Annotated in this window: 23 protein-coding genes; 16 read left to right on the forward strand and 7 right to left on the reverse strand. The window is 71.9% G+C overall.

Translation table 11 applies throughout. From position 1 onward, the window contains the following. Nucleotides 1-67: 67 nt before the first annotated feature. Nucleotides 68-1,276 (reverse strand): methyltransferase, encoded by a 1,209-nt coding sequence (locus ACZ6CL_RS27385; RefSeq protein WP_468939951.1) that lies wholly within the window; start codon nt 1,274-1,276, stop codon nt 68-70. A 206-nt stretch (nt 1,277-1,482) separates the two neighbouring features. Between ACZ6CL_RS27385 and ACZ6CL_RS27390 the strand changes: the two genes are divergently transcribed. Then, complete coding sequence (locus tag ACZ6CL_RS27390; RefSeq protein ID WP_468939953.1) at nt 1,483-1,809, forward strand: hypothetical protein; 327 nt, start codon at nt 1,483-1,485, stop codon at nt 1,807-1,809. 199 nt (nt 1,810-2,008) lie between these two features. Here ACZ6CL_RS27390 and ACZ6CL_RS27395 read toward each other — a convergent pair whose 3' ends face one another. Then, nucleotides 2,009-2,593 (reverse strand): class I SAM-dependent methyltransferase, encoded by a 585-nt coding sequence (locus ACZ6CL_RS27395; protein ID WP_468939955.1) that lies wholly within the window; start codon nt 2,591-2,593, stop codon nt 2,009-2,011. Nucleotides 2,594-2,712: 119 nt separating this feature from the next. Between ACZ6CL_RS27395 and ACZ6CL_RS27400 the strand changes: the two genes are divergently transcribed. Next, on the forward strand, nt 2,713-3,420 hold the full coding sequence (locus ACZ6CL_RS27400) for a lytic polysaccharide monooxygenase auxiliary activity family 9 protein (protein WP_468939958.1): 708 nt from the start codon (nt 2,713-2,715) through the stop codon (nt 3,418-3,420). Nucleotides 3,421-3,495: 75 nt separating this feature from the next. Further along, nucleotides 3,496-3,987, forward strand: a complete 492-nt coding sequence (locus tag ACZ6CL_RS27405) for a cupin domain-containing protein (RefSeq protein WP_468939961.1) — start codon at nt 3,496-3,498, stop codon at nt 3,985-3,987. Between the two features lie 26 nt (nt 3,988-4,013). Here the strand turns inward: ACZ6CL_RS27405 and ACZ6CL_RS27410 are convergent, their stop codons facing one another. Beyond that, nucleotides 4,014-5,087, reverse strand: coding sequence for a LacI family DNA-binding transcriptional regulator (locus ACZ6CL_RS27410; RefSeq protein ID WP_468939963.1), 1,074 nt, complete (start codon nt 5,085-5,087; stop codon nt 4,014-4,016). Between the two features lie 271 nt (nt 5,088-5,358). Between ACZ6CL_RS27410 and ACZ6CL_RS27415 the strand changes: the two genes are divergently transcribed. The 12 genes from ACZ6CL_RS27415 (at nt 5,359) to ACZ6CL_RS27470 (ending at nt 17,567) form a co-directional block, all read left to right on the forward strand. Then, a complete protein-coding gene (locus ACZ6CL_RS27415; RefSeq protein ID WP_468939966.1) occupies nt 5,359-6,534 on the forward strand; it encodes a Gfo/Idh/MocA family protein in 1,176 nt (391 codons plus the stop codon). Nucleotides 6,535-6,541: 7 nt separating this feature from the next. Further along, on the forward strand, nt 6,542-7,498 hold the full coding sequence (locus ACZ6CL_RS27420; RefSeq protein ID WP_468939968.1) for a DUF6807 domain-containing protein: 957 nt from the start codon (nt 6,542-6,544) through the stop codon (nt 7,496-7,498). 5 nt (nt 7,499-7,503) lie between these two features. After that, nucleotides 7,504-8,253: a cupin gene (locus ACZ6CL_RS27425; protein ID WP_468939971.1), complete on the forward strand. Its 750-nt coding sequence runs from the start codon at nt 7,504-7,506 to the stop codon at nt 8,251-8,253. Between the two features lie 74 nt (nt 8,254-8,327). Beyond that, nucleotides 8,328-9,620 carry an ABC transporter substrate-binding protein gene (locus ACZ6CL_RS27430; protein ID WP_468939973.1) on the forward strand — a complete coding sequence of 431 codons (1,293 nt, stop codon included), beginning with the start codon at nt 8,328-8,330 and terminating at the stop codon, nt 9,618-9,620. After that, complete coding sequence (locus tag ACZ6CL_RS27435; protein WP_468939976.1) at nt 9,617-10,579, forward strand: carbohydrate ABC transporter permease; 963 nt, start codon at nt 9,617-9,619, stop codon at nt 10,577-10,579. The genes ACZ6CL_RS27430 and ACZ6CL_RS27435 overlap by 4 nt, the downstream gene beginning before the upstream one ends. Further along, nucleotides 10,576-11,451, forward strand: coding sequence for a carbohydrate ABC transporter permease (locus tag ACZ6CL_RS27440; RefSeq protein ID WP_468939979.1), 876 nt, complete (start codon nt 10,576-10,578; stop codon nt 11,449-11,451). The genes ACZ6CL_RS27435 and ACZ6CL_RS27440 overlap by 4 nt, the downstream gene beginning before the upstream one ends. A gap of 6 nt (nt 11,452-11,457) precedes the next feature. Beyond that, nucleotides 11,458-12,045 carry a hypothetical protein gene (locus ACZ6CL_RS27445; RefSeq protein ID WP_468939981.1) on the forward strand — a complete coding sequence of 196 codons (588 nt, stop codon included), beginning with the start codon at nt 11,458-11,460 and terminating at the stop codon, nt 12,043-12,045. After that, nucleotides 12,042-13,832, forward strand: a complete 1,791-nt coding sequence (locus tag ACZ6CL_RS27450; RefSeq protein WP_468939983.1) for a hypothetical protein — start codon at nt 12,042-12,044, stop codon at nt 13,830-13,832. The genes ACZ6CL_RS27445 and ACZ6CL_RS27450 overlap by 4 nt, the downstream gene beginning before the upstream one ends. Before the next feature lie 163 nt (nt 13,833-13,995). Beyond that, nucleotides 13,996-15,156, forward strand: a complete 1,161-nt coding sequence (locus tag ACZ6CL_RS27455) for a Gfo/Idh/MocA family protein (RefSeq protein ID WP_468939985.1) — start codon at nt 13,996-13,998, stop codon at nt 15,154-15,156. Continuing rightward, nucleotides 15,153-16,310, forward strand: a complete 1,158-nt coding sequence (locus ACZ6CL_RS27460; protein ID WP_468939987.1) for a dihydrodipicolinate synthase family protein — start codon at nt 15,153-15,155, stop codon at nt 16,308-16,310. Before ACZ6CL_RS27455 ends, ACZ6CL_RS27460 begins: the two co-directional genes overlap by 4 nt. After that, nucleotides 16,307-17,137 carry a sugar phosphate isomerase/epimerase family protein gene (locus ACZ6CL_RS27465; RefSeq protein ID WP_468939989.1) on the forward strand — a complete coding sequence of 277 codons (831 nt, stop codon included), beginning with the start codon at nt 16,307-16,309 and terminating at the stop codon, nt 17,135-17,137. Before ACZ6CL_RS27460 ends, ACZ6CL_RS27465 begins: the two co-directional genes overlap by 4 nt. 22 nt (nt 17,138-17,159) lie before the next feature. Beyond that, nucleotides 17,160-17,567 carry a DUF6336 family protein gene (locus ACZ6CL_RS27470; protein WP_468939991.1) on the forward strand — a complete coding sequence of 136 codons (408 nt, stop codon included), beginning with the start codon at nt 17,160-17,162 and terminating at the stop codon, nt 17,565-17,567. Here ACZ6CL_RS27470 and ACZ6CL_RS27475 read toward each other — a convergent pair. Next, nucleotides 17,555-17,959 carry a cupin domain-containing protein gene (locus tag ACZ6CL_RS27475; protein ID WP_468939994.1) on the reverse strand — a complete coding sequence of 135 codons (405 nt, stop codon included), beginning with the start codon at nt 17,957-17,959 and terminating at the stop codon, nt 17,555-17,557. The genes ACZ6CL_RS27470 and ACZ6CL_RS27475 overlap by 13 nt on opposite strands. Nucleotides 17,960-18,116: 157 nt before the next feature. Between ACZ6CL_RS27475 and ACZ6CL_RS27480 the strand changes: the two genes are divergently transcribed. Further along, nucleotides 18,117-18,623 carry a GNAT family N-acetyltransferase gene (locus ACZ6CL_RS27480; protein WP_468939996.1) on the forward strand — a complete coding sequence of 169 codons (507 nt, stop codon included), beginning with the start codon at nt 18,117-18,119 and terminating at the stop codon, nt 18,621-18,623. Between the two features lie 25 nt (nt 18,624-18,648). On the opposite strand, the gene ACZ6CL_RS27485 is transcribed toward ACZ6CL_RS27480, so the two are convergent. The 3 genes from ACZ6CL_RS27485 to ACZ6CL_RS27495 all read right to left on the reverse strand — a co-directional run bounded on the left by ACZ6CL_RS27485 (nt 18,649) and on the right by ACZ6CL_RS27495 (nt 20,061). Further along, on the reverse strand, nt 18,649-18,990 hold the full coding sequence (locus tag ACZ6CL_RS27485; RefSeq protein WP_468939998.1) for a hypothetical protein: 342 nt from the start codon (nt 18,988-18,990) through the stop codon (nt 18,649-18,651). Then, nucleotides 18,987-19,598 carry a SigE family RNA polymerase sigma factor gene (locus ACZ6CL_RS27490; protein ID WP_468940000.1) on the reverse strand — a complete coding sequence of 204 codons (612 nt, stop codon included), beginning with the start codon at nt 19,596-19,598 and terminating at the stop codon, nt 18,987-18,989. Before ACZ6CL_RS27490 ends, ACZ6CL_RS27485 begins: the two co-directional genes overlap by 4 nt. Nucleotides 19,599-19,680: 82 nt before the next feature. Further along, nucleotides 19,681-20,061, reverse strand: coding sequence for a hypothetical protein (locus ACZ6CL_RS27495; protein WP_468940002.1), 381 nt, complete (start codon nt 20,059-20,061; stop codon nt 19,681-19,683). Between the last annotated feature and the right edge of the window lie 8 nt (nt 20,062-20,069).

A 20,069-nucleotide genomic window follows, 5' to 3' on the forward strand; every position in this document is an offset into this window, starting at 1 on the left:
CTCAGCGGGTCGTTCTCGTCGCATACAACTCGTCACATGCAAAAGGCGACGAGAATGTGGCGTCCCGTCACCTCGTCCCATCGTCGCATTGTGTGGTCAGCCGCCACAGCGACGTCACCTCCGCCGCCCGGGCCGCGTGCAGCGGGTCGCCGGGGTCGGCGGCGCGGGGGTGGACGGGCCGGGTGTCCAGCCGGTCCACGACCCGCAGCCCCGCCGCCTCGATGGCACCCAGCAACTCCTCGCGCGTCCGCAGCCCCAGGTGTTCGGCGAGGTCGGAGAGGATGAGCCAGCCCTCGCCGCCGGGGGTGAGGGCGTCCGCGAGCCCGTTCAGGAAGCCGTGCAGCATGCGGCTGCCCGGGTCGTACACCGCGTACTCCACCGGCGAGCTGGGGCGCGCCGGGACCCAGGGCGGGTTGCAGACCACGAGCGGGGCGCGGCCCGGCGGGAACAGGTCCGCCCGGACCACCTCCACCCGCTCGGCGACCCCCAGCCGCGCCACGTTCTCCCGCGCGCACGCCAGCGCCCGCGCGTCCTGGTCCGTGGCCACCACACGCTCGACGCCGCGCCGCGCGAGCACGGCGGCCAGCACGCCCGTCCCGGTGCCGATGTCGAAAGCGGCCGCCCGCGAGGCGGGCAGCGGCGCCTCGGTCACCAGGTCGACGTACTCGCCGCGCACCGGCGAGAAGACCCCGTAGTACGGATGGATCCGGTCGCCGCCGAGCGCCGGGATCTCGACGCCCTTCTCGCGCCACTCATGCGCGCCGATCAGACCGAGTAATTCCCGCAGCGAGACCACCGACGGGCCCTGCGTCGCGCCGTACGCCTGCGCGCACGCCTCCCGTACGTCCGGCGCCCGGCGCAGCGGTACGGCGAGGTCGGCGTCGAGCGGCACCAGCAGCATCCCCAGCAGCCGGGCCCGCCGCCCCTGCTCCTGGCGGTGCCGGTGGAACGCCTCCGCCGCGCCCTCCGCCGGTCCACGCCGCCCCCGCGGCCGCCGCGGCCCCCGGTCCACCCGCCGCGCCAGCGCGGCGAGCAACTGCCGGGCGCCCTGGTAGTCGCCGCGCCACAGCAGCGCGGTGCCCTCGCAGACGAGGCGGTACGCGGCGTCGGCCGTCATCCGGTCGTCCGCGAGCGTGACGCGCCGCGGCGGCGGCGCACCGCTCTCGGACCGCCACGCGGCGGCCTGCGGCTGGCCGTCCTCGGTCCACTCGATGACCTGCTGCGTGCTCAGGGGATACACCTTTGCTCTTGTGCGGTGCGCACCCGCGGCGCGCATGAACCGATCCTTCCGGCACGGCCGCCTCGGCGCGAGCGATTTCCAGGACGGGGTCGCTCATGTCACTGACAGCAGGCCGTCTGAGCCATCGTCAGTGCCAGGTGGAAGGAGGCATCCGAGGGGGTCAACTCCCGTTTTCTCGCACTCCTTTCGGGGAATGATCTCTACACGCAGTGAGGGGATTTTCAGCGACACAGGGGGCATGCGTGAGCGGTACGTCACGGTCGCATCAGAACGGCGCCAAGGCAGAGAACGCCACGCCTGCGCCGCAGCGCCACAAGGTCAAGCAGATCGCCAACAAGCCGGTCCCGCCGCTCCCGCCGGAACCGCTGCCCGAGCGCGCCGGCGGTCGCTTCAGTGATGAACGCGCCGACCGCTCTCTCGCCTCGATGACGGCCAGGATCGAACGCGGGGAGACCATCGCGGCTCCCGGAAGCAGGGCGGCCAGCGGAGACCGTGACATTCACGAGGAGGAATGGCGGGCACACGATCGGCACGGCCCCTATGGACAAAGGCGTCGCCGCAGGAATTGACGCGGCGCGCCGCCTACGTCGCCCGTTCCGCCGTGAGCCGTACATACCGGCCCACCACGGCGAATCGAAGGAGCAGAACAAGAACGCGAACACCCGCTGCGGGCGCCCGCCGGGCGTTGAGCCGTGACCCATCTCGTCTCCTTCGGTCATCGTTGATCCAGAAGGCAGACGGGCCCCGGAGGCGGAACTCATCGGCGCGCTAGGCCCGGTACACCAGCAGGTACCGCCAGAAGAACAGGCGGCGCAGCGTGGAGCCGGGGAGAAGGCGGGTGGCTTCGGTGCGGGTTTCGGCGTAGGTCAGCGGGGGCGGCCAGACCATGGGCATCTGTACGGAGGGGGCGGGGCGGTGGCGCGCGGGCAGGAGGCGTTGCGCCTCGAGCAGGGACTTCGCGGGGAAGGCCCATACGAAGTCGGCGGGCGTCTTGATCGCGTAGAGCCCGAGCACCGTCAGGACACCGCCCGGCGCGAGGGCCTTCCGCAATGTCAGCACCGTGTCGAACGGCATGTGGTGGAGGCTGGCGATGCAGGAAATGACGTCGTAGTGGGCGTCGGGTAGTCGCGCCTCGCGTACGTCGGTCTGGCGGTACCGGGGGCCGCCACCGATTGCCTGGGCTGCTTCGAGGACGTCGGCGTTGGTGTCCATTCCGTCGACCGACAGCCCCCGTGCGGCGAGCAGCCGTGCGAAGCGGCCCGTGCCGCACCCGACGTCCAGGGCCGTGCGCGCCCCGGCCGGGACCTGTTTCAGCAGCAGCGGGTGGTAGTGGTCGTTGTAGTTCAACACCATGCGAGCGGACCCTACTCCCGGCCGATGACGTCCCCGTCATACGTATGGCCGCCTCATGATCCCCGTCCTAGCATGGGAGCGCTCCCGCGCACACCCCCGAAAGCGGAGCTGGAGGCGCAGTGAATTGTCATGGGCATGTTCGTCGCTGGGGTCTTCGCGCCTCGGCTGTCGCGTCCGCCGCGACGCTGCTGGCCACCGTGGCGCTGGTGGACACCGCCGCCGCACACGGGTCGGCCATCGGCCCGGCGTCGCGCAACTACGGGTGCTGGAAGCGGTGGGGCGGCGACTTCCAGAATCCGGAGATGAAGACCAAGGACCCGATGTGCTGGCAGGCGTGGCAGGCCGACACCAACGCCATGTGGAACTGGAACGGGCTCTATCGCGAGGGCGTCGCGGGCAATCACCAGGCCGCGCTGCCCGATGGGCAGCTGTGCAGCGCCGGGCGTACCTCGTCCGGGCGGTACAACGCGATGGACGTGCCCGGGAAGTGGGAGGCCACCTCGGTCGGGAACAGCTTTACGTTCAAGAACCACGACCAGGCCAAACACGGCGCGGACTACTACCGCGTCTACGTCACCAAGCAGGGCTACGACCCGGTCACCCAGCCGCTGCGCTGGAGCAACCTCGAACTCGTCGCCCAGACCGGCAAGATCGCGCCGGGGGCGGGGGAGCCCTCCACCGAGCCCAGCCTCAACGGGGTCACGGTCTCGATCCCGGTGAACGCCCCCGGGCGCACCGGGCGCCATGTGGTCTTCATGGTCTGGCAGGCCAGCCACTTCGACCAGACCTTCTACTCGTGCAGTGATGTGATCTTCCCCGGCGGCTGACCTCCGTAATTGGCCCGGGATTTCGGTGCTGGAATGACCCACGTCGCGGGTCATTCCAGGCCGTACGGTCACCCCATGACTGCAGACAACGAGGCGGTACTGACCCGCCGCGCGGACGCCGAGACCTGTGCCGATCCGAGCAGTGTGATGACCCTGCTGGGCGAGTCGGACGGCACCCCCGGCGGCTTCACGAGCTATCGGTCCAGCTTCGCCAAGGGAGCCGTGGGGGCACCGGCCCACTTGCACACCAGGGCGACGGAGCTGTTCTTCGTGATCGGCGGATCCCTGCGCGTGCTGGTGGGCGAGGAGGTCACCGCCCTCGACGAGGGCGACTTCCTGGCGGTGCCGCCGCACACCCCGCACGCCTTCGCGGCGGCGCCCGGCGCGGAGGCGGATGTGCTGTTCGTGTTCACCCCGGGGATGGGCCGGTTCGACTACCTGCGGCTGCTCGGCCGGGTCATGCGCGGGGAGGCCGACCCGAAGGAGATCGCGGAGTCCGCGGACCGTTTCGACAACCACTACGTCGACAGCCCCGTATGGCGTGCCGCCCTGGAGGGCTCCGCGTAAACGACCCCGCCCCGCAGGCGAAGCCGTCAGCGCTTCGGCGGGGCCGTCGAGGCGCGGGCCATCAGTTCGGCGCGCACCATGGCCACCCCGCCCGGCGGCTGCGCCTCGCGGCCGAGGGCGAGGCGTCCGGCGCGTACCCCGGCGTCGTGCAGCGGCAGCCGCACCGTGGTCAGGGCGGGGACGGCGTCGGCGCTGAAGGGGAGGTCGTCGAAGCCCGCCACCGAGACGTCCTCGGGGATGCGCAGGCCCTGGTCGCGCAGGGCCGCGCAGACGCCGAGGGCGATGGTGTCGTTGGCGGCCACGATGGCGGTCAGACCGGCGTCGCGGCGCAGGAGTTCGAGGGTGGCGTCGTAGCCGGAGGCGCGGTCGTAGAGGCCGTGGACGGTCAGCTGCTCCGCGTCCCCCGCCAGGTCGGCCGCGACCAGGGCCTCGCGGTGGCCCTCCAGCCGGTGGCGGGTGGTGGTGCGGTCGGCGGGGCCCGCGACGTAGCCGATGCGGCGGTGGCCGAGGGTCAGCAGATGCTCCGTCAGGCGGCGGGCGCCGCCGCGGTTGTCGAAGGTGAGGGTGATCGCGTCCCCGATCGGGGGCCGCCCGCACAGCACCACCCGGGTGCCGGAGGCGGCGAGCCGGGACGCCTTGGCGGCGACCGCTGCGGCGTGGTCGGGGTGCTCGACCGCGCCGCCGGTGAGGACGACGGCGGCGGCGCGCTGCCGCTGGAGCAGGGTGAGGTAGTTCAGCTCGCGCTCGGGCGAGCCGCCCGTATTGCAGATGACGGCCAGCTTCTCGGCGCCGCGCCCCGGTTCGCCACTGGAGCCGTTGACACCGGTCGGGCCCGGAGCGCCCATCTCGGACTGCACGGCGCCCGCGATGATGCCGAAGAAGGGGTCCGCGATGTCGTTGACCAGTACCCCGACCAGATCCGACGTGGCGGCGGCGAGAGCGCTTGCCGGGCCGTTGACCACGTACTCCAGGTCCTCGACGGCGCGCAGTACCCGGGCCCGGGTCGATTCGGCAACCGGGTAGTTGCCGCTCAGGACGCGCGACACGGTCGCCGCCGAGACCCGAGCCCGTGCGGCCACATCGGCCAGGGTCACTGCCATGTTTCCTCCGTTGGATGGTCACCTGGGTCACTGGTGGGACACCGCGTGCGCAAGGGGGTGTCTTGCCGATCATGCCGGGCTCCCGATGCCTGGCACCCCTGGTGGGGCCGGGTCCATCGTCTCACTGGTCAGCGCCGTCGCGGCCATCGCATATCGAACCGGGAACGGGCGCGGGAATCTGCTCGCCGGGGTCTTGTCCTGACATCCGGACCGTGCCTAGGGTCGACCCCCAGCAAGCGCTTTCCGTCCCGTTGGCGAGGAGCCTCACTCCATGGCGACACCGCAGTCCGCCGCCGCAGCAGCACCCGCCCGCATCCGTGCCGCGGTCATCGGCACCGGAGCCATCGTCTCGGGCAGTCATCTGCCCGCCCTGCGCGATCACGCCGACCGCGTCGAGCTGGTCGCCGCGGTCGATGTGGACGCGGAACGGCTCGACGCCTTCCGCGCGACGGCCGCCGACAGCGCCGGATTCACCGTGGCCGGTTATACCGATGTGGCCGCGATGCTGCAGGCCGAGCGTCCCGACCTGGTGCTCATCGGCACCCCGCCGTCCCTCCACCGCGAGCAGACGGTGGCCGCGCTCAAAGCGGGTGCGTGGGTGCTGTGCGAGAAGCCGCTGTGCCTCACGCTCGCCGAGTACGACGAGATAGCGGCCGCGGAACAGGAGGCGGGCGGGCCGTACGCGTCCGTGGTCTTCCAGCACCGCTACGGCTCGGGCGCCGTCCACGCCCAGGACCTGCTGGCCACCGGGGCGCTGGGCCGCCCGCTGGTGGCGCACTGCCAGACCACCTGGCACCGGGACACCGCGTACTACGCCGTGCCCTGGCGCGGCCGTTGGGACAGCGAGGGCGGCGGCCCCTCCATGGGCCACGGCATCCACCAGATGGACCTGCTGCTGCACCTCCTCGGCGACTGGACCGAGATCCGCGCCATGGCCGGGCGGCTGGTGCACGACGTGGAGAGCGAGGACGTGTCCACCGCCCTGGTCCGCTTCGAGAACGGCGCCATGGCCACCGTCGTCAACAGCGTGCTCTCGCCCGACGAGGTCAGCCGCATCCGCGTCGACTGCGCGGACGCCACCGTCGAGCTGACCCACCTCTACGGGCACCGCAACGACGACTGGGTGTACACCCCCGCCCCGCACGTCCGCGACGAGCCCGCCCGGCAGGAGCGCTGGCGCACCCCGGCCGCCGATCTGCCCAGCTCGCACGCCGCCCAGCTGGCCGGGCTGCTGGACGCGATGCGGGACGGCGTACGGCCCCCGGGCAGCGGCCCGGACGCGCGCCGCACCCTCGAATTCATCGCCGCGCTCTACAAGGCGGCCTTCACCGGGCAGCCCGTGCACGCGGGAGAGATCGCGCCCGGCGACCCGTACTACGACGCCATGCACGGAAGCCACCCCGAGTGGGCTCCGAAGGCCCTGAACGCCGCGAAGAAGGAGAGCTGAGGCCGTCATGACCCAGCAGATCACCGTCACCCACACCCACGGCGAGCGGATCTCGGTAGCCTCCGGCGGCGTCGAGCTGATGGCCTACGTCTACGCGCCCGACCCGGACGCCTTCGAGGCCCGTAAGCCGTACGCCCACCCGCTGCGCACCCTCGCCGGAAGCCCGGTCTCCGGTTACCGGCCGAACGACCACCGCTGGCACAAGGGCCTGCAGATGACCTCCAGCCATCTGTCCGGCCAGAACTTCTGGGGCGGCAACTCCTACCTCGGCCCCGACCAGGGCTACCAGCGGGTCGAGGAGCGCGTCGGCTCCATGCGGCACGACGGTTTCGAGGAGTTCACGGTCACCGACGACCGGCTGCGCTTCACCGAGCGGCTCACCTGGGTCGAGAACGGCGGCCAGGAGTGGGCGCGCGAGGCGCGCACCATCGAGTTGCACTCGGTCGAGCCGGACGAGGGCACCTGGGCCCTGGACTGGTCCATCCGCCTCACCAACATCCGCGGCGAGGCGCTGCACTTCGGCTCCCCGACCACCGCGGGCCGCGAGATGGCCGGGTACACCGGGCTCAACTGGCGCGGCCCCCGCGACTTCACCGGCGGCGACGCCTTCGGCCCGGACGGGCGCGGCGGAGAGGGCGAGGCGGGCGCCTCGGACCTGATGGGCACCCCGGCCGCCGACGCCCCCTGGGTCGCGTTCACCGCCGAGCACGACGCCATCGACGCGCACTCGACGCTGCTGTTCGCGCACGCCCCCGAAAACCTGGATGACGCTGACGCGATCCACGCCTCGCACTGGTTCGTGCGCTCCGAGCCGATCCCCTCGGTCGCCCCCTCCTGGGCGTTCTTCGAGGAGTTCGAGCTCCCGCCGGGGGAGTCCTTCGGCTACCGCTACCGCGTGGTGGTCGCCGACGGCGCGTGGGACCGGACGCGCGCCGAGAGCTACCTCAAGAACCACGGGTGGTGAGCGACATGACCGCGATGCCCGCCCCGCTGCCGGGTGGCGTGGGGATGTCCCACATCAGCGCGTACGACTGGGAGGCGGCCGACGGCGTCTGCGGCGGCAGCCCCCACCTCCACCTCGCCTGCACCGAGGCGTACGTGGTGACCGCCGGGCGCGGCGCCGTCCAGACCCTGACCGTCGCCGACGGCTTCACCGAGACGCCGCTGGAGCCGGGCGCGGTGGTGTGGTTCACCCCCGGCACCGTGCACCGCATGGTGCAGGGCGGCGGCCTCAAGGTGACCGTGCTGATGCAGAACAGCGGGCTGCCCGAGGCCGGGGACGCGGTGTTCACGTTCCCGCCCGAGGTGCTGGCCGACCCCGAGCGTTACGCGGCGGCCGCCGCGCTGCCCGCCAAGGAGGGCCCGGAGGCGGACGCGGCCGCGCGGCGCCGCCGGGACCTGGCGGTCGAGGGCTATCTCGCGCTGCGCGCCGCCGCCGAGAAGGGCGACGACGCTCCGCTGCGCGCCTTCCACGAGGCGGCGGTGCGGATCGTCGCGCCCAAGGTCAAGGACTGGGAGCCGCGCTGGCGGGACGGCGCGCTCGCCGCCGCCCAGCGCACCGGAGAGCAGCTGACCGCGCTCGCCGCGGGCGACCCGGCCCACCTCGCCGAGGCGCGCGTCACCGCGACCGGGCCCAGCCGCCGCGGCGGGTACGGCATGTGCGGCCGCCGGGACGAGTACGAACTGCCCGGCGCGACGCTCCCGTACTACGGCGAATAAGCACCGGCATCCCCCCACAGGAACAGGCACGAACAGGCACATCGGCACATCACAGGAGGGAGGTCGGTCCGGCCATGCGCAAGAAAAGGACAAAGGTGTCCTGCGCCCTGGCTCTCGTCCTCACACTCGGCGGAACCCTCACGGGCTGCGGCGGCGGTGAGGGCGGTGGCTCGGGCGGCAAGGTCACCCTGCGGTTCACCTGGTGGGGCAACCCCGACCGGGCGGCCCGCACCGAGGAGGCCGTCAAGCTGTTCGAGAAGCGCCATCCGAACGTCGACATCAGCACGTCGTTCGCGGGCTTCGACACGTACAAGGCGAAGCTCGCCACCCAGGCCGCGGGCGGCGACGCACCCGATGTGATGCAGCTGGACTACCGGCAGATCAACCAGTACGCCACCTCCGGCATCCTGCTCGACCTCGGCAAGCACCGCGAGCTGCGCACCGCCGACATCGACAAGGGGCTGCTGGCCACCGGCGTCGTGGAGGACAAGCAGTACGCGCTGCCGGTCGCCCGCGGCGCCGAGGCCATGCCGTACGACGCGGCGCTGTGGCGCAAGGCGGGCGTCCCCGAGCCGACGATCGACTGGACCTGGGCCGACTGGACCGACGCGATGCGCAAGCTGAAGGCGTCGAAGAAGGACATCGGCGGCCGGGTGGGCTCCACCGACCCGGGCCAGAGCGAGGACGTCTTCGAGATCTGGCTGCGCGGCCAGGGCAAGGCCCTCTACACCGAGGGTGGTGGTCTTGGCTTCACGGCCGACGACCTGACCCGCTACTGGGAGTTCTGCAGCAAGCTCCGCAAGGAGGGCCTGGTGTCCTCCGCCGAGCAGACGACGCAGATGGACGGCTCGGTGGAGAACACCCCGCTCGGCCGCCTGAAGTCCGTGTCCGACTTCAACTGGGACGCCCCCTCCAGCGGTTACGACCCGATCGTCGGGAAGGGGCTGAAGCTGGCCCCGCTGCCCGCCGGTGACGACGGCAAGCCCGCCCTGTACTACAAGCCGTCGATGTTCTTCGGGGCGTCCGCCAAGACCCAGCACCCCAAGGAAGCCGCCCAGTTCATCGACTTCCTGCTCAACGACTCGAAGGCCGGGGCCATCCTCGGTGCCACCCGCGGCATCCCGGCCAACGACACCATCCGGGACAAGGTGCTGCCCAAGCTGGAGGGCTTCGACCAGGTCGTCTCCGCGTACCAGAAGCAGTTCGAGGGCAAGCTCAAGGATCCCCCCGCCGCGCCGCCCAAGGGCGACGCCTCGCTGCAGTCCACCTTCACGCGCGACTACGACCAGGTGTCGTACGAGCGCCTGTCGCCGCGTGAGGCGGCGGAGAACTACATCACCGAGGCGAAGGCGGAGCTGAGGCAATGACCGCGACCGCGACCCGCCCCCAGGACGCCGCGCCCCCCGCCGCGGGCGCCAAGCGGGCACCGAAGCGCGAGAGGCAGGGCGCCGCCTGGGTGTTCCTGTCGCCATGGGTGATCGGCGCGACCGTGCTGACGCTGCTGCCGATGGCCGTCTCGCTGTACCTGTCGTTCACCGACTACGACATGTTCGACGCCCCGCAGTGGGTGGGCCTCCGCAACTACACGCAGATGTTCACGGAGGACCCCCGCTACTGGCGTTCGGTCACCACGACGCTGACGTACGTCGTGATCGCGGTGCCGCTGCAGCTGGTGCTGGCCCTCGCCGTCGCGATCGCGCTGAAGTCCGTCAAACGCGGCAAGGGCTTCTACCGCTCCGCGTTCTACGCCCCCTCGCTGCTCGGCGCGTCGATGTCCATCGCGCTCGTCTGGCGGGCGATCTTCAACGACGGCGGCACCGTCGACAACCTCCTCTCCGGCGTCGGCATCGACATCGGCGGCTGGATCAACAAGCCGGGCTGGGCGATCCTGTCGGTCGCGCTGCTGACCATCTGGCAGTTCGGCGCCCCCATGGTGATCTTCCTGGCCGGGCTCCAGCAGATCCCCGCCGAGCTGTACGAGGCGGCGGCGGTCGACGGGGCCTCCTGGTGGCGGCAGTTCCGCTCGATCACCATCCCGATGCTCTCCCCGGTGCTCTTCTTCAACCTGGTGCTCCAGATGATCCAGGCGTTCCAGGTCTTCACCCCGGCCTTCGCGGTCAGCGCGGGCAAGGGCGGCCCCGCCGACTCCACCCTCGTCTACACCCTCTACCTCTACGACCGCGGCTTCACCGCCTCCCACATGGGCTACGCCTCCGCCATGGCGTGGGCGCTGCTGCTGGCCATCGGCGTCGTCACCGCGATCCTCTTCCGGACCTCCCGGGCCTGGGTCTTCTACGCCAACGACAACAACGAGGGGGCCCGATGACCACCGCCCCGATCACCACCAACGCGCCTGTGGCCCAGGGGCGTTCCACCGGCCGGATCGTGCTGCACGTCTGTCTGGTCGCCATCCTGCTGGTGATGCTGTATCCGCTGGCCTGGCTGCTGGCCACCTCGTTCAAACCGGCCGACGAGGTCATCGCCAGCCTCAAGCTGCTCCCCAGCCATCTGGAGTGGAGCAACTACACCACCGCCATGGAGGGCGTGAACGAGGTCAGTGTCGGGCAGCTGCTGTGGAACTCGCTGCTCATCGCGTGCGGCGCCGTCCTCGGCAACGTCATCAGCTGCTCGCTCGCCGCGTACGCCTTCGCCCGGCTGCGGTTCCGGATGCGCGGGCCGCTGTTCGCCTTCATGATCGCGACGATCATGCTGCCGCACCACGCGATCCTCATCCCGCAGTACATCATCTTCAACCAGCTGGGCATGGTGAACACCTACTGGCCGATGATCCTGCCGAAGTTCCTGGCCACCGACGCCTTCTTCGTCTTCCTCATCGTCCAGTTCATGCGCGGACTGCCGCGCGAGCTGGAGGAGGCGGCCCGGATCGACGGCTGCGGGCCCTTCCGCTCCTTCTTCAGCGTCATCCTGCCGCTGACCAGGCCCGCGCTGATCACCACCGCGATCTTCACCTTCATCTGGACCTGGAACGACTTCTTCACCCAGCTCATCTACCTCTTCGAGCCGGAGAAGTTCACCCTGACCCTGGCCCTGCGCTCCTTCGTGGACGCCTCCAGCCAGTCGGCGTTCGGCCCGATGTTCGCGATGTCGGTCTTCGCCCTGCTGCCCATCGTGCTCTTCTTCCTCGCCTTCCAGCGGTTCCTGGTCGAGGGCATGGCCAACTCCGGAATCAAGGGGTGAGCCGCCATGCCGTCCTCCGCGACCACCCGTGAACCGGGCGAGCTGACCGGCCCGCGCTTCGCCCTCTTCGCCGACGTCCTGGCGGTGGGGCTGGCCACCGCCGCCGCCTCGCTCCCGCTGATCACCGCCCCCGCCGCCATGTCGACTGCCTGCGCCGTCCTCGACCGGCGGGTACGGGAGGACGCCCCCGCCACCGCGGGCGGCTACCTCCGCGCCCTGCGGGCCCGGCTGCGCACCGGCGACCTGCTGGCCGGGGCCGGGATGCTGCTCGGCGGCGCGCTGCTGCTGTTCAACGCGCTCGCAGCCGGGGCGGGCCTGCCCGGCGCGGCCGTCTTCCGGCCCGCCCTGCTCGTCGTCGGCGGGCTGCTCACCGTCGTCCTGCTGCGCGCCTGCGCCCGCCCCGAGTCGGCGACGAGCTGGCGCGGCGCGCTACGCTCGGCCGCGTACGCCAGCGTGCGCGCCCCCCGCGCGAGCCTCGTCCTGCTGCTGGCCGTGGCCACCGCCGCCGTCTGCGCCTGGGCCTACCCACCCCTCCTCTTCCTCGTCCCCGGCCCGCTCGCGATCGCCGCCAGAGCCACGGAGCACCACGTATGAGCCTGCTTCGCCGTCACTTCCTCGCCGGAACCGCCGCCGCGAGCGGACTGCTCGCCGCGGGTGCCCCGGGGGCGTCCGCCACCGGCCGTACCGACAAGCCGTTCCTGGACCTGCTCACCAAGGCCGCCGACAAGCGGGTGGCCGAGGTCGTGGACGGGCTCGACGCCACGCTCGCCCAGCTGAACAACCTCGGCCAGGCCCGCCCCGCCGCCCGCAGCCTGCGCCTGCTCACCTCCGTCCATGTGTGGTCCGACGCCGAGCACCACCACGACGCGGCGCTCATCGCGCCCATGACCCGGCTCGCCGACGCCCTGGCCGCCGCCCAGTTCGACGACGGTCTCTTCGACCAGGGCGCGGTGCACTCCCCGCCGGACACCGCGTTCTCGATCGTGGACCTGGGCCTGCTCTACGGGCTGCTGGACGACGACGACCACGCGTCCACCGCGAAGATCCGCGCCACCCTGAAGACGATCCTCCGCAAGGCCGGTTCGGGGCTTGCCACCGGCGGGCTGCACACCCCCAACCACCGCTGGAAGGTGTGCGCCGCACTGGCCCGCGTCCACTCCTTCTGGCCCGACGCCCGCTACACCCGCCGCATCGACGCCTGGCTGGCCGAGGGCATCGACCAGTACGCGTCGGGCCAGTACAGCGAGCGCAGCGCCACGTACGCGCCCATCGTCACCAACCCCGCGCTGCTGACCCTCGCCCGGCTCACCGACCGCCCGAAGCTGTACGACACGGTGCGCCGCAACCTGGAGGCCACGCTCCACCTCGTGGAGCCCAACGGCGACGTGGAGACGGTGCATTCGCGCCGCCAGGACCAGAAGACGGTCAAGCATCTGTCCGAGTACTGGCTCCAGTACCGGGCGCTGGCGCTGCGGGAGAAGGACGGGCGCTTCGCCGCCATGGCCGAGACCGTCCAGCGGCGCGGGGCGGACCAGACCTTCGACGAGACCCCGCTCGGGGACTTCCTCGCCGAGGTGCTGGACGAACCGGAGCTGGCCGCGCCGCTGCCGAAGGCCACCGCGGCGCCCTCCGAGTTCACGTGGCGCGACAAGGACAGCGGGCTGGTGCGGATCGGCCGGGGCGCCACCCGTACGTCGCTCTTCGGCGGTACGGACTTCCCCGACGTCCACGCGATCTCCTCGGGCCTGTCCACCAACCCGACCTTCTTCAAGTGGCGCAAGGGCGCCGCGATCCTGGACTCGCTGCGGCTGTCCCCGCAGTTCTTCTCGCTCGGCCACTTCCGCGCCGAGGACGTCGAACGCACGGCGGACGGCTGGCGGCTGTGGGCGGACGTACGCGCCGGATACCACCTGCCGCTGCCGCCGCAGCACCGCCGTCCGGACGGCCGCTATCCGCTGACGAACGACGGCCGCTTCTGGTCCGCGATGGACTTCCCGCACCGCCCCAAGGAGTGGCGCACCCTGCACACCGAGGTCCGCGCGGCCGAGGCGGACGGCGGCTGGAACCTGGACGTCGAGGTCGGCGAGTCCGACGTCCCGCTCGCCCTCGAACTGTGCTTCCGCGCCGGCGGAAAGCTCACCGGGGTCGAGCCCGTGCCCGGCCAGAAGGACACGTACCAGCTGGTCAAGGGGTACGGAACGTACACGTCCGGCGATGATGTGATCACCTTCGGCCCGGGCAACGGCAGCGGCCCGCGCCAGCCCGCCGTCGTGGACCCGGGGGAGCGCTACACCTGGATGGGCGGCGATCTGCCGGTGTCCGGGCTGCGCGTGCTGATCACCGGGCGTTCGCCTCTCGACTATCGCTTGACTCTGCGGTGAAGCGCTGACTGCCCCTGTGTCACCCCTGTGTGTGCTCTGTACAGGGGTGACGGGGGCGGTTAGCGTAGCCACTAGTAAGCGCTTACTGTGAAGCGATTACTACGATGCCGACGACGACGCTTACTACGACTCTCTGCAGACTCTGGTGAGGAGACGAAGCCACGTGACACGCAAGACCGTGCGGATCGCCATGAACGGTGTGACCGGCCGGATGGGATACCGCCAACACCTCGTCCGGTCGCTCCTCGCCATCCGCGAACAAGGCGGCATCGACCTCGGCGACGGCAGCGTGCTGTGGCCCGAACCCCTGCTCGTCGGCCGCCGCGAGCACGCCCTGAAGGCGATGGCCGAGCGCCACGGCCTCGACCCGGTCGCCGACGTCTCCACCGACCTGGACGCCGTGCTCGCCGACGACACCGTCGACATCTACTTCGACGCCCAGGTCACCGCCGCCCGCGAGGACGCCCTCAAGAAGGCCATCGCGGCGGGCAAGCACATCTACACCGAGAAGCCCACCGCCACCGGCCTCGACGGCGCCCTCGAACTGGCCCGGCTCGCCCAGGCCGCGGGCATCAAGCACGGCGTCGTCCAGGACAAGATCTTCCTGCCGGGGCTGCTGAAGCTGAAGCGGCTCATCGACGGCGGTTTCTTCGGCACGATCCTCTCCATCCGCGGCGAATTCGGCTACTGGGTCTTCGAGGGCGACTGGCAGAGCGCCCAGCGCCCCTCCTGGAACTACCGCGCGGAGGACGGCGGCGGCATCGTCGTCGACATGTTCCCGCACTGGGAGTACGTCCTGCACGAGCTGTTCGGCCCCGTCCGCACCGTCCAGGCCCAGACCACCACCCACATCCCGACCCGCTGGGACGAGCAGGGCAAGCCGTACGACGCCACCGCCGATGACGCGGCCTACGGCATCTTCCAGCTCGAAGGCGGCGCCATCGCCCAGATCAACTCCTCCTGGGCGGTCCGCGTCAACCGCGACGAGCTGGTCGAGTTCCAGGTCGACGGCACCGAGGGCTCGGCCGTCGCGGGGCTGCGCAACTGCCGCGTCCAGCACCGCTCGGCCACCCCCAAGCCGGTGTGGAACCCGGACCTCCCGGCCACCGAGTCCTTCCGCGACCAGTGGCAGGAGATCCCGGACAATGACGAGTTCGACAACGGCTTCAAGGCCCAGTGGGAGCTGTTCCTGCGCCATGTCGCCCTGGACGAGCCCTGGCGCTGGGACCTGCTGGCCGGAGCCCGCGGCGTCCAGCTCGCCGAGCTGGGCCTCGCGTCCTCCGCGGAGGGCCGCCGGTTCGACGTCCCGGAGCTGAGCCGGTGACCCTCCACCTGCCCGGGCCGGGCGGCGCGCCCCGCCCCTATGAGCCCCGCACCGAGCCGCTGTCCCTGACGACGGGGTCCCCTCTGACCTCCCGCGTCGTGTTCTCGGCCGCCCATGTGGTCGCCGACCCGTACGCCGACGTCAGCCCCGACAGTCCCGCGGCCGTCGACTGGGACGCCACCCTCGCCTTCCGCCGCCACCTGTGGTCGCACGGGCTCGGCGTGGCGGAGGCCATGGACACCGCGCAGCGCGGCATGGGCCTCGACTGGGCGGGCGCCGCCGAACTGATCCGGCGCTCGGCGGCCGAGGCGAAGGCGGTCGGCGGGCGCATCGCGTGCGGCGTCGGCACCGACCAGCTGGCCCCCGGCGACCGCACGGCGGCCGAGGTGCGGACCGCGTACGAGGAGCAGCTCGCCGTCGTCGAGGAGTCCGGCGCCCAGGCGATCCTCATGGCCTCCCGCGCCCTGTGCGCCGCCGCCAAGGGTCCGGACGACTACCTCGACGTCTACGGCCACCTGCTGCGCCAGGCGCGCGAGCCGGTCGTCCTGCACTGGCTGGGCCCGATGTTCGACCCGGCCCTGGAGGGCTACTGGGGCAGCTCCGACCTGGACGCCGCCACCCGTACCTTCCTCGACGTGATCGCCGCCCACCCCGACAAGGTCGACGGCATCAAGGTCTCCCTGCTCGACGCCCAGCGCGAGGTCGACCTGCGGCGCCGCCTCCCGGACGGCGTCCGCTGCTACACGGGCGACGACTTCAACTACCCCGAGCTGATCGCGGGCGACGACCACGGATTCAGCCACGCGCTGCTCGGCATCTTCGACCCGCTGGGCCCGCTCGCCGCCGAGGCCGTACGCCGCCTGGACACGGGCGACACCGCGGGCTTCCGCGCCCTGCTCGACCCCACCGTGGAACTCTCCCGCCACCTCTTCCAGACCCCGACCCGCTACTACAAGACGGGCGTCGTCTTCCTGGCCTGGCTGGCGGGCCACCAGTCGCACTTCACGATGGTGGGCGGCCTGCAGTCGGCCCGTTCGCTGCCGCACCTGGCGCGGGCGTACGAACTGGCCGACGGGCTGGGCCTGTTCCCGGACCCGGCGCTGGCCGAGTCCCGTATGAAGCACCTGCTGAACGTTCATGGAGTCGCCCAGTGAGTTCCGTACCGCGTCTCAGCCTCAACCAGGAGACCATCAAGCAGTGGTCGCTGCCGGAGCTGGCGGAGGGCTGCGTCAAGGCGGGCGTCTCGGGCGTGGGCCTGTGGCGCGAGCCGGTCCAGAAGTACGGCGTGGAGGCCACCGCCCGGCTCATCCGGGACGCGGGGCTGACCGTCACCTCGCTGTGCCGCGGCGGCTTCTTCACCGCGATCGACCCTGATGAGCGGGCCGCCGCCCTGGCCGACAACCGCACCGCCATCGACGAGGCCGCCACCCTCGGCACCGACACCCTGGTCCTGGTCTCCGGCGGCCTCCCGTCCGGCAGCCGCGACCTGTTCGCCGCCCGTGAGCGCATCGCCGACGCGCTGGGGGAGCTGGGCCCGTACGCCGCCGAGCGGGGAGTCCGCCTCGCCATCGAGCCCCTGCACCCCATGTACGCCTCCGACCGCTGTGTCGTCTCCACCCTCGCCCAGGCCCTCGACCTGGCGACCCGCTTCCCGGCCGACCAGGTCGGCGTCGTCGTGGACACCTACCACCTGTGGTGGGACGACACCGCGGCCGCCCAGATCGCCCGCGCGGGCACCGAGGGCCGCATCGCCGCGTTCCAGCTCGCCGACTGGATCACGCCGCTGCCGGAGGGCGTGCTGCTGGGCCGGGGCCAGCTCGGGGACGGCGCGGTCGACTTCCGCTGGTTCCGCGAACAGGTCGACGCGACCGGCTACGACGGCCCCATCGAGGTCGAGATCTTCAACCCGGACCTCTGGGCCCGCGACGGCGCCGAGGTCCTGGCCGAGGTCGCCGACCGCTACCGGGCGCTGGTGCTGTAGCCGCGCCGGATAGGGTGCGGCCATGAACTCGGGGGAGCGCGGAATCACCCAGCCACGGCTGCGGGTGCGTGACGTCCTGCTGCGCGGTGCGCTGTACGGACTGGCATCGATCGTCGTCCTGCTGATCGCCATGTGGTGCGTCGGCGACCACAGCGACCGGGAGGAATTCCTCGCGGTCGTCGGCGGCGTCGCGCTCGTCTTCGGCGGGGTGTTCGTCGTGTTCGGCGCGTTCTTCTGGGCGTGCTGCGGCGGCGACATCCGTCGGTGGCGCGACTTTCGCTCGATCACCAGCCAGTGGGAGGGCGTCACGATCATGGCCCCGGCCATGGTCCGCTGCGGCATCGTGGCCCTGGTCCTGGCGCCCGCCGCGTTCGGGCTGTACGACGTGGTCGACGAGGCGGCGTTCGACAGCTGGCTCTACGGCAGCTGACGCCCGCCGTCCGCCGCCGCCTCGTCCTCACGCGGCACCGCGTAACCGGGCACCGACGGCCACCGCACCGTCAGCACCACCGACTCCTCCTCCGCGACCCAGGAGTGGTCGACTCCGTGCCCCCACACGACGTAATCCCCCTGCTGCTCCAGGAGAACGCTGCGACCGGGCAGCTCCACGCGGAAGCGGCCGCTGATGAGCACGAGCAGAGCCGTCCGCTCCTCACCCCGCACCCACCGCGCCCGCTCGTCCCCGGGCGGGTGGACACCCCACTTGATCTCCACGTCCGCACTGTGGCGAGGGTCGTCGGCATCCTTGAAGTGCCCGAGGATCCACCCCCGGTCCAGGGCCGCGTCCTTGCCCGCGTTGCCCACGTACACGCTGTCGTTCATGTCTCCGGAAGCTAGCAGGCTAGGGTAAGCGCGGCGCGAGAGACGCGTGCTCATCGGTGACGAGGGAGCTTGATGAATATGGCTGCCAGCAGCCCTCATCAGCATGCCCTCGTCCGGCCCCGCACGGCCGGGCCTTCCGATCGACCAGGAGCACCGCGTGTTTTCTTCCGTCCCACCGACTCACCCTGACCTGACCACCGACCGCCTCGTGCTGCGGTCATGGACCGCCGCCGAGGTCACCGCCGTCCTGGACGGCGTCCGGCCACCGCACTGGGCCGGTGACTTCCCCGCCGAGGGCGACCACGTCATCGCCGGGCTCTTCGCCGAACACCCCGCCTGGCTGGGTCCGTACGGCCACCGGTTGATCATCGAGCGGGCCACCGGTCTGGTGGTCGGCTCGATCGGTCTGTTCTGGCCACCGGGTGAAGGCGCCGTCGAAATCGGCTACGGCATCGTGCCCTCCCGCCGGGGCCGCGGCTACGCGCCCGAGGCCACCCGCGCCCTCACCGCCTTCGCGCTCGGCGCGCCGGGCGTCCACACGGTGCACGCCACCGTGGAGCTGTCGAACCCGCCCTCCATCAGGGTGCTGGAGAAGTCCGGCTTCCAGCGCAACGGCACCCGCACACCACCCGACCAGAACACGGCCCGCTACCAGGCGCGTTGACCACCGGCCCGTAGGGATCTCCGGCTCAGCGCGGCTGGGAGGGCGAAGGGCGCGACCGGGGCTCGCCCGGTGACGGGACGGGCTCCGGTGTGGCGCTGGTGGGGGCCGGGTCGCGGGCGGGCGGCGCCGGGTGGTGGGGGCGTTCGGGGGAGTCGGAGCCGGAGCCGGACGGCAGCAGGAAGGCGAGGGCGGCCGCGGCTGCCGCCGCGCTCACCGCTACGGCCGACACGACGCGGCGTATCCGCCGGGTCCCCCACGCCCGGCCGGTCGGGGGGCGGGCCGGGGACAGGTCGTGGGCGCTGATGAGCCGCGCACGGGCGTCGAGCGCGGCGCGCAGCCGTTCCTCGATCGGTGGGTGAGCGCTCATCGGCCCGCCTCCAGCAGCTTTTCCAGGGTGCCGAGCGCACGGCTCGCGGTCGACTTCACCGTGCCACGGGACACGCCGAGGCTCTCGGCTATCTGCGCCTCGGACAGATCGGACCAGTAGCGCAGCACCAGCACCTCACGCTGGCGCGCGGTGAGGTGTGCGAGCGCGTCGAGCACCTGCCGGTGTTCCTCGGCGAGCAGCAGCGGCTCATCCACCGGCGCGGTGGGCCCCTGGTACGGCGGGGTGTACGCCCGGGCCGTACGCCGTCGGCGCAGCACCGAGCGGGCGGCGTTGACCACCGCGGTGTGCAGATAGGCGTGTGCGTCCTGGAGGTCGTCCAGCCGTGCGCCGTGTCGGCGGCAGACGGCGGCGAACGCGTCCTGGACGACGTCCTCGGCGGTGTGCAGATCGTCCACCAGGAAGATGGCCAGCCGGATCATGTCGAGCCGCCGGGCCCGATAGAGATCGGCCAGCGTGGGCGGTGGTTCCTCGTCGTCCTGGGTGTCCACCGGCCTCAGCAGCCGGAGGCGCGCCCCCGGTGCCGGGGCGGTCGTCCGGGCACGGCGAAGCAGCCGGGCCCACCAGGGCAGGACAAGAGTGAGCTGCATCGTCCTCGTTCACCTCGTCGGTGCTGCGGCAGGGCCGACTCCGGATCCGGCCCTGCCCCATCCGTTGCTGACGGGCTGACGGCTAGCTGTCGGCCGGGACCGGCTTGGGCTGGGTCGAGGCCGGTACGGAGGGCACGGGCTTGGGCTCGGCGGGGTCGGCCGGTACGGAGGGCACGGGCTTGGGCTCGGCGGGGTCGGCCGGTACGGACGGCACCGGCTCGGGCCGGGTGGATGCCGGGGCGGACGGCACCGGCTTGGGCTCGTTCGCCTCCGGGGCGGACGGCACCGGCTTGGGCTCGGCCGGGCCCGGCGTGGGCGTGCTCGACTCGGCGGGCCGTGCGTGGCCGCCGGTGGCGGCCTGGGCGGCCATGCCACCGCCCACGAGCAGGGCGATACCGGCGGCCGACCCCAGAACCCAGGTGCGTACGGGGCGGTTCAGCTTCTTGGCGCGGATGTGCCGCATAGGTCAAC

The sequence above is a fragment of the Streptomyces sp. NPDC041200 genome, assembly GCF_055591805.1.

Coding starts and splice junctions, on each gene's coding strand:
- ACZ6CL_RS27385 (WP_468939951.1), bottom strand. CDS start 1,276: ATGCGCGCCGCGGGTGCGCACCGCACAAGAGCAAAGGTGTATCCCCTG.
- ACZ6CL_RS27395 (WP_468939955.1), bottom strand. CDS start 2,593: ATGGTGTTGAACTACAACGACCACTACCACCCGCTGCTGCTGAAACAG.
- ACZ6CL_RS27405 (WP_468939961.1), top strand. CDS start 3,496: ATGACTGCAGACAACGAGGCGGTACTGACCCGCCGCGCGGACGCCGAG.
- ACZ6CL_RS27410 (WP_468939963.1), bottom strand. CDS start 5,087: ATGGCAGTGACCCTGGCCGATGTGGCCGCACGGGCTCGGGTCTCGGCG.
- ACZ6CL_RS27415 (WP_468939966.1), top strand. CDS start 5,359: ATGGCGACACCGCAGTCCGCCGCCGCAGCAGCACCCGCCCGCATCCGT.
- ACZ6CL_RS27420 (WP_468939968.1), top strand. CDS start 6,542: ATGACCCAGCAGATCACCGTCACCCACACCCACGGCGAGCGGATCTCG.
- ACZ6CL_RS27425 (WP_468939971.1), top strand. CDS start 7,504: ATGACCGCGATGCCCGCCCCGCTGCCGGGTGGCGTGGGGATGTCCCAC.
- ACZ6CL_RS27430 (WP_468939973.1), top strand. CDS start 8,328: ATGCGCAAGAAAAGGACAAAGGTGTCCTGCGCCCTGGCTCTCGTCCTC.
- ACZ6CL_RS27435 (WP_468939976.1), top strand. CDS start 9,617: ATGACCGCGACCGCGACCCGCCCCCAGGACGCCGCGCCCCCCGCCGCG.
- ACZ6CL_RS27440 (WP_468939979.1), top strand. CDS start 10,576: ATGACCACCGCCCCGATCACCACCAACGCGCCTGTGGCCCAGGGGCGT.
- ACZ6CL_RS27445 (WP_468939981.1), top strand. CDS start 11,458: ATGCCGTCCTCCGCGACCACCCGTGAACCGGGCGAGCTGACCGGCCCG.
- ACZ6CL_RS27450 (WP_468939983.1), top strand. CDS start 12,042: ATGAGCCTGCTTCGCCGTCACTTCCTCGCCGGAACCGCCGCCGCGAGC.
- ACZ6CL_RS27470 (WP_468939991.1), top strand. CDS start 17,160: ATGAACTCGGGGGAGCGCGGAATCACCCAGCCACGGCTGCGGGTGCGT.
- ACZ6CL_RS27475 (WP_468939994.1), bottom strand. CDS start 17,959: ATGAACGACAGCGTGTACGTGGGCAACGCGGGCAAGGACGCGGCCCTG.
- ACZ6CL_RS27485 (WP_468939998.1), bottom strand. CDS start 18,990: ATGAGCGCTCACCCACCGATCGAGGAACGGCTGCGCGCCGCGCTCGAC.
- ACZ6CL_RS27490 (WP_468940000.1), bottom strand. CDS start 19,598: ATGCAGCTCACTCTTGTCCTGCCCTGGTGGGCCCGGCTGCTTCGCCGT.
- ACZ6CL_RS27495 (WP_468940002.1), bottom strand. CDS start 20,061: ATGCGGCACATCCGCGCCAAGAAGCTGAACCGCCCCGTACGCACCTGG.